This is a genomic window from Burkholderia sp. Ac-20365, assembly GCF_017104715.1.
Classification (GTDB): domain Bacteria; phylum Pseudomonadota; class Gammaproteobacteria; order Burkholderiales; family Burkholderiaceae; genus Paraburkholderia.
This window is the reverse complement of record NZ_JAAGPI010000010.1, coordinates 23,393-40,385: the sequence shown is the minus strand read 5'-3', so window position 1 is coordinate 40,385 and position 16,993 is coordinate 23,393. Positions and strand designations below refer to the sequence as shown.

General features: G+C 62.4%; 17 protein-coding genes. 2 read left to right on the top strand and 15 right to left on the bottom strand.

Annotation, left to right across the window (positions count from 1 at the left end; genetic code table 11):
- The first annotated feature begins 81 nt into the window (after positions 1-81).
- On the top strand, positions 82-1,353 hold the full coding sequence (locus G3O01_RS19145) for a condensation protein (protein WP_205806700.1): 1,272 nt from the start codon (positions 82-84) through the stop codon (positions 1,351-1,353).
- Between the two features lie 49 nt (positions 1,354-1,402).
- Here the strand turns inward: G3O01_RS19145 and G3O01_RS19140 are convergent, their stop codons facing one another.
- From G3O01_RS19140 to G3O01_RS19120, 6 genes are all read right to left on the bottom strand, one after another.
- The gene (locus tag G3O01_RS19140) at positions 1,403-1,801 is read right to left on the bottom strand and encodes a hypothetical protein (RefSeq protein ID WP_205806699.1); all 399 of its coding nucleotides are present in this window, start codon (positions 1,799-1,801) and stop codon (positions 1,403-1,405) included.
- Between the two features lie 108 nt (positions 1,802-1,909).
- Complete coding sequence (locus G3O01_RS19135; RefSeq protein ID WP_205806698.1) at positions 1,910-2,878, bottom strand: sulfonate ABC transporter substrate-binding protein; 969 nt, start codon at positions 2,876-2,878, stop codon at positions 1,910-1,912.
- Positions 2,879-2,895: 17 nt separating this feature from the next.
- Complete coding sequence (locus G3O01_RS19130) at positions 2,896-3,723, bottom strand: MetQ/NlpA family lipoprotein (RefSeq protein ID WP_205806697.1); 828 nt, start codon at positions 3,721-3,723, stop codon at positions 2,896-2,898.
- A 107-nt stretch (positions 3,724-3,830) separates the two neighbouring features.
- Positions 3,831-3,962: a hypothetical protein gene (locus G3O01_RS45575; RefSeq protein WP_277403044.1), complete on the bottom strand. Its 132-nt coding sequence runs from the start codon at positions 3,960-3,962 to the stop codon at positions 3,831-3,833.
- 99 nt (positions 3,963-4,061) lie between these two features.
- A complete protein-coding gene (locus G3O01_RS19125; RefSeq protein WP_205806696.1) occupies positions 4,062-5,183 on the bottom strand; it encodes a PepSY-associated TM helix domain-containing protein in 1,122 nt (373 codons plus the stop codon).
- Positions 5,184-5,218: 35 nt separating this feature from the next.
- Positions 5,219-7,372 carry a TonB-dependent siderophore receptor gene (locus G3O01_RS19120; RefSeq protein ID WP_205806695.1) on the bottom strand — a complete coding sequence of 718 codons (2,154 nt, stop codon included), beginning with the start codon at positions 7,370-7,372 and terminating at the stop codon, positions 5,219-5,221.
- 296 nt (positions 7,373-7,668) lie between these two features.
- Here G3O01_RS19120 and G3O01_RS19115 point away from each other — a divergent pair, with 296 nt between their 5' ends.
- On the top strand, positions 7,669-7,920 hold the full coding sequence (locus tag G3O01_RS19115) for a hypothetical protein (protein ID WP_205806694.1): 252 nt from the start codon (positions 7,669-7,671) through the stop codon (positions 7,918-7,920).
- A gap of 33 nt (positions 7,921-7,953) precedes the next feature.
- On the opposite strand, the gene G3O01_RS19110 is transcribed toward G3O01_RS19115, so the two are convergent.
- The 9 genes from G3O01_RS19110 to G3O01_RS19070 form a co-directional block, all read right to left on the bottom strand.
- On the bottom strand, positions 7,954-8,709 hold the full coding sequence (locus G3O01_RS19110) for a hypothetical protein (protein ID WP_205806693.1): 756 nt from the start codon (positions 8,707-8,709) through the stop codon (positions 7,954-7,956).
- Between the two features lie 144 nt (positions 8,710-8,853).
- The gene (locus tag G3O01_RS19105; protein ID WP_346779203.1) at positions 8,854-10,116 is read right to left on the bottom strand and encodes an ATP-binding protein; all 1,263 of its coding nucleotides are present in this window, start codon (positions 10,114-10,116) and stop codon (positions 8,854-8,856) included.
- A 172-nt stretch (positions 10,117-10,288) separates the two neighbouring features.
- Positions 10,289-11,200 carry a LysR family transcriptional regulator gene (locus G3O01_RS19100; protein ID WP_205806692.1) on the bottom strand — a complete coding sequence of 304 codons (912 nt, stop codon included), beginning with the start codon at positions 11,198-11,200 and terminating at the stop codon, positions 10,289-10,291.
- A 108-nt stretch (positions 11,201-11,308) separates the two neighbouring features.
- Positions 11,309-12,559 carry an acyl-CoA dehydrogenase family protein gene (locus G3O01_RS19095; RefSeq protein ID WP_205806691.1) on the bottom strand — a complete coding sequence of 417 codons (1,251 nt, stop codon included), beginning with the start codon at positions 12,557-12,559 and terminating at the stop codon, positions 11,309-11,311.
- A gap of 762 nt (positions 12,560-13,321) precedes the next feature.
- Positions 13,322-14,086 carry an SDR family oxidoreductase gene (locus G3O01_RS19090; RefSeq protein WP_205806891.1) on the bottom strand — a complete coding sequence of 255 codons (765 nt, stop codon included), beginning with the start codon at positions 14,084-14,086 and terminating at the stop codon, positions 13,322-13,324.
- A 47-nt stretch (positions 14,087-14,133) separates the two neighbouring features.
- The gene (locus tag G3O01_RS19085) at positions 14,134-15,156 is read right to left on the bottom strand and encodes a phosphotransferase (protein ID WP_205806690.1); all 1,023 of its coding nucleotides are present in this window, start codon (positions 15,154-15,156) and stop codon (positions 14,134-14,136) included.
- Positions 15,157-15,163: 7 nt separating this feature from the next.
- Positions 15,164-15,838 carry a histidine phosphatase family protein gene (locus tag G3O01_RS19080; RefSeq protein WP_205806689.1) on the bottom strand — a complete coding sequence of 225 codons (675 nt, stop codon included), beginning with the start codon at positions 15,836-15,838 and terminating at the stop codon, positions 15,164-15,166.
- Positions 15,839-16,075: 237 nt separating this feature from the next.
- On the bottom strand, positions 16,076-16,309 hold the full coding sequence (locus G3O01_RS19075; RefSeq protein WP_205806688.1) for a hypothetical protein: 234 nt from the start codon (positions 16,307-16,309) through the stop codon (positions 16,076-16,078).
- 88 nt (positions 16,310-16,397) lie between these two features.
- Positions 16,398-16,862, bottom strand: coding sequence for an Lrp/AsnC family transcriptional regulator (locus G3O01_RS19070; protein ID WP_205806687.1), 465 nt, complete (start codon positions 16,860-16,862; stop codon positions 16,398-16,400).
- Between the last annotated feature and the right edge of the window lie 131 nt (positions 16,863-16,993).

The following is a 16,993-nucleotide window of genomic DNA, read 5'->3' as shown; positions in this document are numbered from 1 at the left end:
GTCGTTGCGCAATGACGGAATAAGCGGAATGGGTCGGGTGTTCTTCTGTATGCAACCGCCAATCAAACATGGAAGGACGTTATGAATCTGCTTGCCGAACCCGTCATGATCCGTGCTGCGCGCTCGCTGGGCGCAATGGAAAAGTTCTTTTATCTGCTGAATCAGAGCCATCCGAATCATTTCGCCATGGCTGCCGAGGTGTCCGGCGTCACGCATGTCGAGCAGTGGCAGAATGCGCTCGATCTGGTCGCACATCACTCGCCGCTCGTGTGGTCGCGCGTCGAGCGTGACGGCAGTGGCGCGCTCGCGTTTGCGCCCGTCCCACATGGTTCGGTTCCATTGAAAGTGGTGCGGTACGGTTCGTCGAGCTGGACCCGGGAAGTCGCCGCGCAACTCGCGCAACCGTTCGACGAACTGCAGCCACCGCTGCTGCGTGCTACGTTGCTGCATGGCGACGAACGTGCAATCGTCGTGCTCGTCGCGCATCATTCGGTTGGCGATGGCGTGTCGCTGACGGCGCTGCTCGGCGATCTGCTGCGCGCGGTGGCCGGCGAAGCGCTGGAGCGCCGCGCTGAGACGCGCGCGCTCGAGCGTCTGATCGAACTGAAGCATGGCGCGCCATCAGTCCCTTCGTCGCCGCCCGTGCCGTCCGATGCACCGATGCGCGCGCCGCTCGAGATGCGCCGTCCGGACGGTTCCGCGCCGCATGTCGAGGCGTTGCGTCTGTCGCCGGCGATGACGCGCGCGCTGCGCGAGCGTGCCAGAGCCGAACAGACCTCGGTTCAATCGGCGCTGATCGCGGCGTTCACACGAGCCATGTGCTTTCTGAACACGAACGCGCAGCAGGAGCCGCGCGTGCTATCGCCCGTCGATTTGCGGCGCCGGTTGCTCGACGGCAGCGATCATCTGGCGATGTGCGCGAGCGGCGTCGTTCACCCCGACGACAGTCCGCGCGATGCGAGCCTGTGGAGCCGCGCGCGTCACGCCGGCCAGGCATTCGCGGATATCGAATCGCCGGCTGTGCTGGCGGAGCGCGTGCTGACGGCGCACGCGCTGCTCGATACGGTGGACGGAGCGGCCGACGCGAAAGCCGTGTTCGCGCAGGCCTTCGCGAACGATGCGGTGGTGACGAATCTGGGCGTCGTCAATCTGCCGAAGCGCTTCGGCCCGATCGCACTCGACGCGGTGTGGGGGCCGTCGGTGTCGGTCGGTGTGATCGGCGAGCAGGTGATCGGCGCAGGGACGTTCGATGGCCAGTTGCATCTGGTCCATACGAGCTACGCGCCGGTGTCGGGACTGCTCGACCGGATGGCGGTCGAGTTCACACAAGCGTTGACGGGCGCAACGCAGTAGCAGCGGTTGTCAGAGGGCGGGAAGGCGGGAATGCGTGCAGGCGGCGACCTCAGTCGTCGCAACGCACGTCCTTCTTCTGCACGACGATGATGATCGGATACGTCTGGCCGTGTTCGAGTTCGATGCGCGCGACCACCGACATCGTCGTGCTGTCGATGTCGTCATACACGCTGACCTTTTCTTTGCGAAGGTTCTCGACGCCGACGCAGCCCGTCGCGCGGCCTTCGTCGTTCACCTGGCATTGGATGGGGTGATCGGCAATGTAGCGGTAACGGTCGCGGTCGGGTGTTGCGAGGTATTCGCGCATGCTGTCGGCTGCGCCGCCAACGCCCGTCACATAGCCGATCGCGCAGCTCAGGCTGCCGTTCGAGCCGGAGTCGGCGGCCATCGCAGCCGCGCTCGCGACAGCGAATGCCGCCGCGAGTGTCGATGCAAGAAGGGATTTCATTGCGCAGTGTGCCTCGCAGTTTGCCTGTTACGATCGAAGTGCTGGATTGTAACGGCAATGCGGGAAACGGGTCCGCTTGCGCGGCGCGGCGTGAGGAATCAGGCGAGATCAGGCGAGGTTCGGGGGCGCGGCTTTCAGCACGTCGACATGTTTCGGAAGCAGGCCGAGATCGAGGAAGGTATCCGCAATCTGCTGCTGCTCAGCAATAATCGCGCGCGTGATCGGCACGGTGCCGTACTGCTGGCGCGCCACGACGGTATCGACGACGGGCTTCGGCAGGCCCCACAACTGCGCGAGTTCGCTCGCCAGTTGATCCTTGTTCTGCTGCCCCCACTGATCGACTTTTTCGAGTTCGTCGATCACGATGCGGATCACGTCGGCATTCTTCGCGGCATACGTCTGCGACGAAAAATAGTACGCGCGGTTGCCCACTACGCCACTCGCATCGGCAATCACGCGCGCGCCAAGCGTTTTCTCCGCGGCCGCGAAGAACGGATCCCAGATAACCCACGCGTCGATAGATGCGCGCTCGAACGCCGCTCGCGCATCGGCGGGCGCGAGGAACGCGAGGTTCACGTCGCTGTACTGCAAGCCATGCTTGCGCAGCAGTTTCACCAGAAAGTAGTGAACGTTGCTGCCTTTGTTGAGCGCAATGCGTTTGCCCTTCAGGTCCGCAACCGTGCGGATGGACGAATTCGGCGGCACCAGCACGGCTTCGGATTGCGGCCGCGCCACCGTCGCCGCGACATACGCGAGCGGCGCGCCCGCCGCCTGCGCAAAGATCGGCGGCGCTTCGCCGACATCGCCGAGATCGATCGAACCGACGTTCAACGCTTCCAGTTGCACGGGGCCTGCGGAGAACTCCGTCCACGTCACGGAGACGTTGAGCGGCGCGAGCCGCTTTTCGAGCGTGCCGCGGCCCTTGAGCAGATTCAGATAACCCTTCTGGTTGCCGATGCGCAGCGTGCGCGGTGCGCCTTGCGCGAACGCTGCGGGTATCGCGGCTGTCGAGAGTGCCGCCGCAGCGGCGGCGCTTAGCGAGCGTTGAAGGAACGAACGTCGGTTGATCGTGGACATGTCGGATGTGCGCGAGGTTAGTGCTGCGGAGCGCCGTCCCATGCGGGCAGCGTCGCGCCGTGATAGACGGTCAGGATCGACGATGCGACATTGGCCTGCTGATAGCTGTCGACGAGCGTCTTCACCCACGGCGCCTTCGCATCCTTCGCATTGACCGCGATGAAGTTGCGATACGGATTGCCCGGCACTTTCTCCTGCGCGATACGTTCTTGCGGAATCTGGATGCCTGCCTTGATCGCCCAGTCGGTATTGACGACAGCTGCGTCCACATCGCTGATCGCGCGGCCTACGATGCCCGCATCGAGTTCCTTGATCTGGATGTGCTTCGGGTTCTCCGCGATGTCACGTGCCGTCGGCAGCAGGCCGACATCGGCGCGCAGCTTGATGAGCCCGTTGGCCTGCAACAGCAGCAGCGCGCGGCCTTCGTTGCTCGGATCGTTCGGCACGCCGATGGTCGCGTTCTGCGGCAGCGCGGCGACCGACTTCACCTTGCGCGAGTAGAGGCCGATCGGCTGCACATAGGTGAAGCCGACAGGCACGATGTCATAGTGGCGCGCGGCGATCTGCGCGTCGAGATACGGCTTGTGCTGGAACGAATTGGCGTCGAGATCGTGCTGCGCGAGCGCTTCGTTGGGCTGCGTGTAGTCGGAGAAGGTCGTGATCTTGACCTTGATGCCGTGCTTCGCGGCGTTGGCGGCGACCGCGCGCCACACGTCCTCGTCTTCGCCGGACATGATGCCGACGCGCACCGTCTGGTCGGCGGCCAGCGCAGTTTGCGCGCTCACGATGCCGCAGGTCAGCAGAACGGAGAACAGTGCGGCCTTGAGTGTCCTGGTTGTTTTCATGATTCAGAAGTCATCGGTTGAAGATGCCGAGATCGTAGAGAGGCGCCCGTGGCCGCGCAAATAATATCGAGCGCTATCGTTATCGCATCTGAGCGCAAGGGCGCGGCTCATCGATCGCGGATCAACAGGGCGAGCGCTTCCGGTTGCGTGGACGTGCCGAAGTAGCAAAGGGCAAGCGCGGCCCCTGTCGTTTTCAGGAAGCCCTGTGTGAGGCGTGTGAAGCGTCGGATGCGTACCATGGATCGTCCTCGCGGTGGATCGTGATCGAAGCGTTCAATGTAGCGAAGCCGATCGCGCGAGCGAACCAATCAATGGTCAGAATCAAAGCAGTTTCGACGCTATGGCCGCTGTGCCGCGCCAGATACGCGGCGTGCGTGATGGCGTGCCTTGCGCCGCCGCCACCATTGCCAGATGCCCGTCACCGATAGCCCGAACAGCGCGAGGCCGCCGATTCCCAGCACGATCATCAGCGGCAGTCCGCCCAGTTCGCCCGTATGCAATGGATAAATCACCGACACAGCACGCGCGCCTGGATCGAGCTGATCCCAGCGTTGGGCCGCGAGGACCTTGCCTGAGTAAGGATCGAGCCAGACCGAAGTCAGGCCGTTCGGGTGCGGGTCGTCGGGAAGACGCATGCGCACGCGCAACGGCGTGTCGGCTTTCGGGGGCAACTGCACGATGTTGATCTGGCCGTCGGGAAACTGCTCGTGTGCACGGGCGATGAGCGTGTCGACGGGCAGCATTCGCTGTGCGTGAGAAGCGTGTGCAGGCAAAGACGGTGCACGCATCGGATGAGCGCCGCTCAAGGTAGTGACCCAGCCACCGAGCGGCCGCCATGCCATATATGCGCCGGTCGCAACGGACAACGCAATGACGAGTCCCAGAGATGCGCCGCCCACACGATGCAGGTCATACAGCGCCCGCGTGCGTCCGCGCCGCAATTCGATGCGCCATGTCTTGATGCCCGCGCGCGGCCACCACAATACGAGGCCGGATATCAGCATCAGCAGATAGCACAGCGCGACACACGCGAGCAGCGGCTTGCCCGTTTGATCGAGCAGCAGCGAGCTATGCAGCTTGAAGAGCAGATTGAAGAAGCCTTCCGTTTGCGCGCGCCGACCGAGTTCGCGGCCTGTGTACGGATCGATGTAGACAGCGCCTTGCCATTTGCCGCGCACGGTCACTTCGAGACTTTGCTGCGCAGTGCGCGGCGGATGAAACGACAGCGCGGCGCGCGGCCCGAACTCGCTCGCGAGATGTTGCCGCACGCGTTCGAGCGAAACGGTCGTGTCGCTCTGCGAAGGCACGGCGACGCGAAACAGCTCAGGATGCAGATGCTCGTCGAGCGGCGCAGCGATCAGCAGCAGCGCGCCCGTGATGCCCATCAGCGCGAGCACCCAGCCCACCGACAGTGCGAACCAGCGGTGCGCGACGACCCAGTAATGTCGAAGGCGCGGCATGGCGGCTCTATTAGTGGGCGAGGTTGCTTGCATCGTCAGTAGATGAAGTGGCCTTGCACGTACACCATGCGCGGCGCGCCGACCATACGGCCCGGATTGCCGTCGACGTTACGCGTGTAGTAGCGCTTGTCCGTGAAGTTGTTCAGGCCCACCGTCAGCGTGCTGCCCTTCCAGTTCGGAATCTTCCAGTCGGCCTGGAAGTTGTACGTGCGGAAGCCCGGCACGCGGCCTGTCGTCGCTGCAGCGTTCTCGTTGACCGTGTTCTGCAGGTCCGAGTACTGCGAAGTCTGATGCGTCGTCGACAGGTTGAAGGTCCAGCCGTGCGTTTCGTACTTCAGACCCATCGTGTCGGTGATGCGCGAATAGAACGGCACATCGAGACCCGCCGTCGCGCCCGATTCCTGGATCGCCTTCGTGTACGTGAAGTTCGCGTACGCATCGAGGCCCCGCAACACGCTGTCTTCATCGAACGCGTAGTCGATCGCGGTTTCGATGCCCTGATGATGCGTCGCGCCGATGTTCTGGAACGTCGCGGGCACGACGCCCGGCACCTGCAGGATCTGGTTGTCGAAGCGCATGTTGAACGCGGTGATTTCCGCGTGAATGCGCTTGCTCGTCCAGCGCGCACCGACTTCGAAAGTCTTCGCGACTTCCGGCTGCAACGGGTTCGTCGCCGACTGCGAGTTCAGCTGCAGATTCTGCACAGGACCGAACGACACGCTGTAATCCGTGAACAGCGTCAGCGACGAGTTCCACAGATACTCGAGGCTCACAGCAGGCAGCGCCTTGTTGTTGAGCGTGTCGAAGTTCTGCTTGAGCGTGTCGTCGCGGCGAGTCGATTCGATATGCTCGAAACGGATGCCAGGCGTCAGACGCCAGCGGCCCAGCGCGATGCGGTCGTCGAGGTAGACGGCGTGCGCATCGGTCGAATTTTCGAAGGTGGCCGTTGGGCCGATGATGCCGGTGGCGATCGACTGGTTGTAGCTGTTGTCGTCGCCACGCTCGCGGATGTAGCGATAGCCGACCGTCACGTCCTGCTGGACCGGACCGAGCGTGAAGCGCTGTGTGAAGCGCGGCTCGACGCCTGTGGTGTTGTAGTTGCGCGGCTGGTATTGCAGCTGCGTGCCGGCTGCGTTGATCAGCGCGCTGGTGCGGTTGGCCTCGTTGTACCACGCGCGGACTTCGAATTCCTGGTTCGCGTTGAACGTGTTGATATAGCCGACTTCGACCGCTTTGCGCTCGCCTTGCCAGTAGTCGGTCGGGCGCGTGTTCTGGAACGGGTCCTGGTTGTATTGCGCGACCGTCAGGCCGCCCGGCGTGCGTGACTTCACGTCGTAGTACGAAAACTTGCCGTACAGCTCGGACGTCGGCGTGAGTTCGAAACGCCATTTGAGCGCGAGATCGTTGACGCGCTCGTCGCTGCCGTCGCGCCAGTCGCGGCCGGTCATGCCCGAATACAGCAGCGCGACGCCGAGGCCGTTGTCGAGCTGCGTGCCGAGGAAGGTGTTGTACTGCGTGTTGCTGCCGCCGCCTGCGGTGTAGATGTTTTCGCGCACGGAGGCATCGGCTGTCAGACCGGACTTGTCCGGAATCTCGCGCGTGCGGAAGTTGATCACGCCGCCCACGTTTTGCGGGCCGTAGCGCACGGTGCCGCCGCTGCGCACGACGTCGATGGTTTCGATGTTGCCGAGGCTGATCGGCGCGAATGACAGCTGCGGTTGGCCGTACGGCGCAACGGCCATCGGAATGCCGTCGAGCAGCACCGTCGAGCGCGGCGTGTAGCGCCCCGTCAAACCACGCACGCCGATGTTCAGCGAGATCTGGCTGCCGGCCGTGCCGGAGTTGTCGGTCGACTGCACGCCGGGAATGCGGCGCATCACATCGCCGATGCTGGTCGCGCCGCTGGCTTCGATCTGCTCCTTGTCGACCACGGTACGCGCGCCGGGGAACGTCTTCACGCTGTTCTGCAAGCCGGTGCCGAGCCAGTCGCCGGACACGGTGATCGAATCGAGCGTGGTCGTCTTGCTATCCGATGCGTTCGATGCAGCGGCGGCGGGTTTGTCCTGCTCGTTTTGCTCGTCCTGCGCCGACGCGCAGTCAGGCAGCGTGAGAAAGGCGAGTGCGGCGACGGCCGCAAAACAGTGGAGCTTGCTGACTGAGTCGATGCTCCGGCGGGCGGCAAAGGCCATGATTCCGAGTGTCCTGGTTCTGGTCCCGGAGGATGCCGCGCCTGGTCCGCTCTGCGAGCGTGAGCGCGCGCGGAGCGATCCTTCCGTAAATGTTACGAAATGTTGTTCCAACGGCGGGCGCGATTGTAATGCGAATCAATATCATTTGAAAGCGATTCCCTTGTTTTTCGTAGGGTTAGCGTTGTGGATTGGGAAATGGGGTAGGGACGAGGTGAATGCGCGCGGAAGAATTGGTAAGCAATCTTCCCGGCTACCGCGTGAACTAAGATTGGGCAACAGCTAGAGGAGTGCGCGTGATGCCGTCAATGTCTGCCGTCGCGAGTGCGTGTGCCGCTTTTATCGTTTTCTTGGCGGCGGGCAGTGCGATAACGGCGCAAGCGGCCAGCGCCGTCGATGCCGCGGCAAGCGAGCCCAAAACGCTCAAGGAGCGCCTGGGCGACAAGGCCAGCGACGACCAGCGCGTCGACAACTGCAAGGTGCCGATGGCCGAGCGGGGCAGCAAGCATCGCCCGGACGATTGCACGCACACACGCACCGACACGAACTGAACAGCGCGGGCCGCCCGCGCCTTGACCCGCTAGCTAGTGCGAGACCTGTGCCGGTCGCTGCCGGAAAACCGTCCCGCAAACCAGAATGAACAGCACGAGCGCAATCGATGCGCCGTACCGGCTCAGCGCCAGGCCGCCGTGGTCGACCGGCTTGTCGAGAAAATCACCGACCACCGCGCCGAGCGGGCGCGTCAGGATAAAAGCGGCCCAGAACAGCAGCGTGCGCGGAGTCCGCGTCGCGTAGTACGCGATGACGAGCGCGAGCAGCAGGCCGCCGAAAATCAGCGCCGCACCCGCGTAACCGAGGCCCTGGGTGTCGGCGGTCCAGTCGCCGAGCGCGGTGCCCAGCGTCTGGGAGAACATTATCGTCACCCAGTAGAACATTTCGGCTTTGGCGGACGACACGGTCGTGACGGACACCGACCCCATCGCCCAATACCAGATGATCAGCGACGCAATCAGCAGGCACAGCAGCAGCGCGCTGCCGCCCGCGTAGCCGATGCCGAGCGAGCGGTCGGCGAAGTCGGCGAGTGTGGTGCCGACTGTGGTCGTCGCGATGATCGTGACCCAGTACAGCACGGGATTGAAGCGGTCCGCCTTGATCTGCGCGATCACGGCGACGAGGAAAATGACGGCGAAGATGATCGTGCTGACGAGATAGCCGAGATTCATCGACATCGACGCAGCATCGCCGCCCGTCTCGCCGAGCGTGGTGGCGGCGATCTTGATGAGCCAGAAGGCGATGGTCAGTTCGGGAACCTTGGCGACAGCGTTTTTGGCTTTATCCATTGGGGTCGGGCGCGAAAGAGAGTGGACCGGAGGCGCGGCGGCATGGCTGCTGTGGGCAGCCGCGCGGCGCAAAGGCCACAGACTAGTAGGCATGTCCTTAAGAGAGCCTTAGTCCTTTCGTGTTCGACCGGAATAATCGCGGATTCAGTGCAAGCGCGCCTTGTGCATCGACACGATCACGCGCGCCCACAGTCCGCCTTCGGGATGATTGCCGAGCTTGAGTTTCGCGCCGCAACGCTGTGCGAGCCGGCCGACGATCGTCAGCCCGAGTCCCCAGTGTTCGTCGAGCCCGTTGTGCACTTCGTCGCGCCTTTCGTTTGACTCGTTCGATTCGTTCGACGCCAGCCGCATGAACGGCCTCGTCGCCGCGGCAAGGTCGTTTTCGCTGATGCCCTTGCCATGATCGCGCACGCTCAGCATCCACGTGCGCAGGCCGCGTGTCGTGCAGATTTCGATGGGCGGCGCGCCGTGCGCGAGCGCATTGCCGACCAGATTGCCGACGAGGCGCTCCAGCGCGTTGCGCGGCAGCGTGAAGTCCGCGCCGGCATTGAGCCGCAGCACGATTTTCGTGTCGTCGAGCGTCGCGCCGTGCACGAAGCGGTCGCGCAGCCACGCATCGACGCATACGTGCGCCGCCTGCGTCTCGCCGCGACCTGCGATATCGACGAACTGCCGCGCGACGTTCGAGAACAGATCGATATCTTCGATAAAACCAACACGCTTGTGCCATTGCGCGACGTTCAACGCCCGTGCGCGCAGCCGGGCGACGCGCGCATCGATCTGCCGCGAAAACGCGGCGAGCGCGGTCGACTGTTCGTCGAGTGCCTGGCTGTGACGGCCCATCAGATCGTTCAGCGCGCGCGCCACGCGGCGCACATCGCCTGCGCCGCGATCGGGTGCGCGCAGCGCGGCGCTGCCGGGTTCCGCGTCGCGCGCCATCTGCGCGAGCTCGCACAGGTTGCGCCGCGTCTGGCAGAACCAGTACGCGCACAGCGCGATCAACGCGGCAGGCAGCGACAGGATGAGCGGCGCAAAGCGCGGGTCGTAAGCGAGATAGAAGGGCGTCTCGTCCCATGTATCGGGAGAGCTTGTGTCGGCCAGCACGAGCGCGCTCATCGACGTGGACATCGGAGCGGCGCTCCACACGGCCGTGCGCAGCCTCGGCGCGACGGGCGCGCCGAGATCGACGAGGCGCGGGCGGATGGACAGCGCGGGGCCGATGCCTGTGGTGTCGCTGGCGTCGAGGACGGTGTCCTCGGTCGCAGCGCACGACGCGCCTGCGGGCGGCGCACTAAAAGGGGCGTCGTCGGCGATTAAAGAAACGGACTCGATCAGCCGATAACCGAGATGCACGGTCAGCAACATCGCCACCGATAACAGCACTGTTCGTGCGAACAAGGTATTCACGTCTTTCTCTGCGTCGATGATTCGCTCAGGTCATCCCGCAACGCGCACGCGGGCCTTTGGATTCGAGCGATGATCGCCGCAAGCGGCCATTTCCAATACGGCGAACAGCCGTGAAAACAGGCCGTTCCTTACCAGATGTTGCTGCCGCCGTTTTTGCCTTGCAGTTGTCCTTCTAACCGGCCGCCTGCCCCGACATCTCCGCCATCAACCGGATGACTTCGCCGCGCACCCAGCGGTTCGCCTGATCCTGTTCGCCGCTGCGATGCCAGTACAGATGCCATTCGAGCCGCGCGAGCGGGAACGGCAGTTCGAGAATGCGCGCGTCGTAGCGTTGCAGCAGTTGCACGGGTGCCGTCAGCGCGAGATCGGTGCGCAGCGCGATGAGCGGCGCGACCATGTAATGCTGGACGCGCATCTGCATCTGCCGGCGCCTGCCGAGCTTGCTCAGCTCGGCATCGACGAGACCGCTGCCCTGGCGGCGGCTCGACACCTGAATGTGGCCAAGCGCGAGATAGTCGTCCATGGTCAGCGTGTCGCTTGCGAACGGATGATCGTGGCGCAGCATGCATGCGTAACGGTCGCTGCCGAGCGGCATCTGATGCAGTTGAGGATCGTCGATGAGCGGCACGTCGATCGCGAAATCGATCTTGCCCGTCGCGAGCGCGGCGGCCACTTCGCTGCGCGGCGTGAAATAACTTTCGATGCGCATCCCAGGCGCCTGTTGCTGCAGCACTTCGCCGAGCGCGGGCAGCAGGATTGCCTCCGTCAGGTCGGGCATACTCAGGCGAAAGGTGCGTTCGGACGCGGCGGGCACGAACACGTCGCCTTCCGTGGCGCTCGTCTCCAGCAATTGCAGCGCTTCGCGCACCCGGCCGATGATGTTCTCGGACAGCGGCGTCGGCACCATGCCCGACGGCGTGCTGACGAAGAGAGGATCGTCGAACGCCTTGCGCATGCGCGCGAGCGCATTACTGACGGCGGGCTGCGTGATGAACAGCATTTCGGCCGCGCGCGTCAGATTGCGTTTGTCGTAGATCGCTTCGAATACGACGAAGAGGTTCAGATCGAGCTTTGGTGGACGCATCGCACAGTCTCCAGTCCCATGCCATGGTTGCACGGCCCGACATCATAATAGACGGACCGCGTAACGAGGCCGACGACACTCACGACGCGTCCACGCATGCCGACGCGGCTAGTCGCGCGGCGGCGCGGTCATGTACGCAGCGGCTGCGCCCAGTGTCTCCTTGCCTTGCGCGATCTCCATGCGTGCGATGGCTTGCAGGTGCACTTCGTCGGGGCCATCCGCGTAACGCAGCGCGCGGCCCCAGGTCCAGTGATCGGCGAGCGGCGTATCGGGGCTCAGGCCCATTGCGCCGAACACCTGCATCGCGCGATCGCAGACGGTCGTATGCAGTTGCGGGATGAGCGCCTTGATCATCGAAATTTCCTTGCGCGCAGCCTTCGCGCCCACTTCATCGATGAGCCACGCCGTCTTGAGCACGAGCAGGCGGGCCTGATCGATCTCGATGCGCGACTTCGCGATCCATTCACCGACTGTGCCGTGCTGATGCAGATACTTGCCGAAGGTCTTGCGTTCCTGCGAGCGTTCGATCATCAGTTCGAGCGCGAGCTCGGCTGCGCCGATCGAGCGCATGCAGTGATGGATGCGACCCGGGCCGAGACGCGCCTGAGCGAGCGCGAAGCCGCTGCCTTCTTCGCCGAGCAGATTCGTGGCGGGCACGCGCACGTTGGTGAATGTGATTTCGCAGTGGCCTTCGGGCGAGATGTGATTCATCACCGGGATGTTGCGGATCACTTTCACGCCGGGCGTTTGTGCGGGCACGAGGATCATGCTTTGTTGCTGATGCGTTTCCGCGTCCGGGTTCGTCTTGCCCATCACGATGAAGATCTTGCAGTCCGGATGTGCTGCGTTCGTGATGAACCATTTGCGGCCATTGATCACGTAGTCGTCGCCGTCGCGGCGTATCGATGTGGTGATGTTGGTGGCATCCGACGACGGAACGTCGGGTTCGGTCATCGCGAAGGCTGAGCGGATTTTGCCTTCCAGCAAGGGGTTGAGCCATTTTTCGCGTTGCGCGGGCGTGGCGAACATGTGGAGTAGTTCCATGTTGCCGGTGTCCGGCGCGTTGCAGTTGAAGACTTCCGGGGCCCAGGAGATTCGGCCCATGATTTCTGCCAGTGGCGCGTATTCGAGGTTCGTCAGGCGGGTGCCGGGTTCGTCGTCTTTCAGATGCGGCAGGAAGAGGTTCCAGAGGCCCTCCGCTTTTGCTTTCGCTTTTAGTTCTTCCATGAAGGATGGCGGGAAATTGCCCGCATGCACTTCTCTTAGCCACTGGGCGTGGCGGGGGACTATTTCCTTGTCCATGAAGGTTTTTACGCGTACGCGTAAGTCTTCTACTTTTTTTGTGTAGCCGAAGTTCATGATGTGTGTGTTCCTTTGTTTGGGTTTTGTCTTTGACGTTGGTGTGGTTTGGTTTTGTTTTCGCTGGCATCCGCGATTTGTTTTGCCTTGTTCACGCGTCGCCCCTGTGCGGGGCGGCACTTACTTTCTTTGCCGCCGCAAAGAAAGTAAGCAAAGAAAGCGGGCTAACACCGCCCGTACTTGACCTCCGCCTGAGGGCCCCCAACGGTTCCTCCGCTTCAAACGGCGTTCTGCCAGTCGCTGCCCGTTGCCAACGCTTCGAATTGGCTCATCACCCGCTTCACACTCCCGCGTCACCGCACGCGTTGTCGAATTGCGCGCGTTCTATAGCGGCAAACGGTGTGTAGGCTGTCGCGCCGTATGCACTTCACTCCGGACTGAAAAACACGATCGGTGTCGTAGAAGCGCTGAGGTGTGGAGCACTACGACCGACACACAGTTTGCCACCTGGGCGGCATCAACCATTCGCTACCGCTGGCGGCGCTACAGGTGATTGAAGCGGGTGATGCGTCAATTCGAAGCGTTGGCAACGGGTAATGAAATAGTGTGATGTCGTTTGAAGGATAAGAATCGTTGGGGGCCCTCAGGCAAGAACAAGGGCTGGCGGTGTTAGCGGCTTTCTTTTGCCTACTTTTCTTTGCCGCGGCAAAGAAAAGTAGGTGCCGCCCCGCACAGGGGCAACGCATGAAGAACCGATAACAAAACGCGGATGCCAGCAACAACACCAGCAAACCAAACCAAGCGTCGCAGACAAGAAAAAACCTAAATCGTCAAACCGCCATCAACAACAATACATTCCCCATTGGTATAACTAGCCGCATCGGAGACAAGATAGAGCACGGTCCCAGCCATTTCAGATGGCTCACCATGCCTGCGCAACGGGATGTTCTCGATCCAGTGCTCATAGATCTCCTTGTTCTCAAACAACGCGCCAGCAAATTTAGTCTTCGTCAATCCTGGCAAAAGCGCATTCACACGAATCCCAAGCGGTCCGCACTCTTTGGCAAACGCCTTCGTCATATTGACGACCGCTGCCTTGGTAATCGAATAGATCCCTTGCATATCACCCGGCTGCAGCGCATTGACAGACGCCGTATTCACAATCGCACCGCGTCCTCGCTCCTTCATCAACTTGCCCGCTTCAACCGACATAAAGAAATACCCGCGAACATTCACTTCAACAGTCTTGTTATAAGCAGCAAGATCCGTATCGAGGATGTGCCCGAAATAAGGATTCGCCGCCGCGTTATTCACGAGAATGTCGAGCCGCCCATGCTTCTCGCGAATATGCACAAACGTCGCTTCAATATCCTCCATGCGTCCCACGTGACACGCGAACGCTTCGGCACTTCCGCCAGTGGCGCGGATATTCGCCGCCACGTGCTCGCATTCGTCGAGCTTGCGGCTCGATACGATCACGTGCGCGCCCTGCCCGGCGAGCAGCTTCGCAATCGCTTCACCGATGCCGCGGCTAGCGCCCGTGACGAGCGCAATACGGCCGGTCAGATCGAATAGGTTCGTGCTCAATGTCGTCTCCTTCATGTTCTTGTCGAATAAGTAAGTGTGTTTGAATCTCACGCGATCACTTCGACCGCGAGTTGCGCAAGCGGCTCGACCATCGCGCCAACCGCGTGCGCGTCGGCACTCGATGCATTGCCCTGCATCGCGCGCGCTTTCACTCCTTGGGCAATCGAAGCGAGCCGGAAGAAACTGAACGCCAGATAGAACGGCCAGTTGTCGATGGCAGGCAGGCCGCGCAGTGCGCAGTACTTTGCGATGATCTCTTCTTCGTCAGGCACGCCGAGCGCAGTGCGGTCCTGTCCACGCAAACCCGTAATGTGCCCTTGCGCCGGCAAGCGCAAGCACATGCAGAAATAGGCGAGATCGGCGAGTGGATTGCCGAGCGTCGACAATTCCCAGTCGAGGATCGCGCGCACGCGCGGTGCGTCGCTCGCAAAGATCAGGTTGTCGATGCGGAAGTCGCCGTGCACGAGCGACGCGTCCATGGCATCGGCAGGGCAGTGCGCGGGCAACCAGTCGATCAGCACTTCCATTGCGTCGATGCGTTGCGTTTCGGCGGCGCGGTATTGCTTCGTCCATACGCCGATCTGACGCTCGAAGTAATTGCCCGCGCGTCCATAGTCGGCGAGTCCCACCGCTTGCGGATCGACGTCGTGCAGCGCCGCGAGCGTCGACACGATCGACGTGTAGTAGTCGCGACGCGCGTCGCGGTCAATCTCGGGCAGCGCCGGGTTCCAGAAGATGCGGCCTTCCTCGTAACTCATCACGTAGAACATGCTGCCGATGACATCGCGGTCCTCGCACAGATGCCACGCACGCGCGACGGGCACGGGCGTGTCGGCGAGCGCGCTTAGCACGCGGAATTCGCGATCGACGGCATGCGCCGATTTCAGCAAGTTGCCCGGCGGCTGGCGGCGCAAGACGTAGCGGCCGCTTTGGGCGTCGAGCAGATAAGTCGGATTGGACTGTCCGCCTGCAAACTTCGTCGCGCGCAGCGGGCCGCGAAAGTCCGCGACATGCTGCTCCAGATACTGCGCGAGGCGTTCGGGATCGAGCGCGGTGTCGTGCTGGGTCATCGATGAGTTAGCCATAGGTCTGAAAGGCGCGCCGCTGAGGATCGTCGAGATGGCCAATGCCGTTGAAGCTCGACAGATGCAGCGTGTCGCGATTGAAGAAGTAATGACTGACGCTGCTATTGCGAACCTGCATGTTGAGCGCGATCGCCGTCGCCGCGGGCGCCTGCAGGACCTGCTGCGTCAGCGCGGCAATTACGCCGCCCGAACTGACGACCAGCACGCGCTGTCCGTCGCCTTGCTGGATCGCGGCGCGCGCATCGGCGACGCGTTGCTGGAATGCTTGCCAGCTCTCCGGCGCGCGGCCATCGAGCGCGCCTTCCGTCCACAGATGCAGCACTTCGCGCAAGGCCTTGAAAAAATCGCGCGGGCTACGCGTCGCACGTTCGGCCAGCGCCGCGTGTTGCTCGCCGAGCGCGCGAAAGAGTGCGTGGAAATCGTATTCGTCGAGGCCGGGATGGATCCCGGTTTCCGTGGGCAGCGTATCGAGGCCGCGACGGATCGCATCGGCAGTCTGCGCATGGCGGCGCAGCGTGCCGGTCATCACGCGATCGAACGTGATATCGCGCTGCGCAAAGTATTCGCCGAGCCAGACGCCTTGCTGCTCGCCGACTTCCGACAACTGGTCGTAGTCGTCGGCGCCCAGCGACGCCTGGCCGTGCCGCACCAGATAGAGTTCCGCCATCGCATGTTTCACCGTGGAAGAGGTGAAACCAGCTTAGCGGCGGGGGACGTATTTCTGAAATTTATTTACTGAATCCATCGGGATTCAGTTTAGTGATGACGGATGTAACCTTAAATCGCAACTAACTGTCTGTTTTTATCGATTCCCAGCCTTCTCCGCGTGATGGCGCCCGGCCAGTGGGACCTGCCCAGGCCGCGCGTGACGCCAGACGTCATCAACGCCCGGCGTGTAGTCCGCTCAACGATTGCCGTCAAGCAGATCGTTGAGCAACGTATCGAAAGCGGATTGAGCGTCTTCGAGTTCCTGCAGCGCGGCGTCGAAGGTCTGCAGGGCGATTTGCGAAGGTTTGCCGCTGCCCGCCGGCGGGAATTGCGATTGCAGCGCGGCAAACGCCGTCTGCACCTGTTTCGTTGCGTTCAGAACGCGCTCCATCGCGCGGGATTCTTCGGCTCGCGCCTCTGCGTGGTCCATGCCAATGCTCCGTGATTCATCGTGCCGTGTCGGCGAGGCGCTCACTATGCCATGACTCGCCGCGTATTTCGCGCGCGGCGTTGCGCCTTCAGATCAAAGGCAAGCCACCATTCGCTTTCACTTCGCGCAACGACAACGACGATTCCACCGATGTCACGCCCGGCAGACTGCGCAATTCGTCGCGCATAAAGGTGCCGTAATCGTCGAGATCGCGTGCAACCACCTGCAGCACGTAGTCGGCGCTGCCCGATACGTTGTGGCACGACAGGATGCGTGGAATTGCCAGCACTTCGCGCTCGAAGCGGTTTGCGGTAGCGCGGTCGTGCACGGCGAAGCGCACGTAAACGAAAGAGATCACACCGAATCCGAGCGCGGATCGCGACAGCATCGCGCGATATCGCTCGATGTAGCCATCGTTCTCGAGCCGCTTGAGGCGCCGGGCGCACGGCGTTTCGCTCAGGCCGACGGTGTCGGCCAGTTTCGCGTTGGACATGCGGCCGTCCGACTGCAGCGCGGCGAGGATCGTGCGGTCGGTTTTGTCGAGTTCGTTCATGGATGAGGGGAAAGTGATAACCGGTTCGCTTATTTTAGGGCAATCCGCTAACTATGATGGATGGGCGGTCGATAATCGCCAGTATTCGCTCTCAATCAGAGTGCATCATGAGTGCCTCGATATATGAGGTT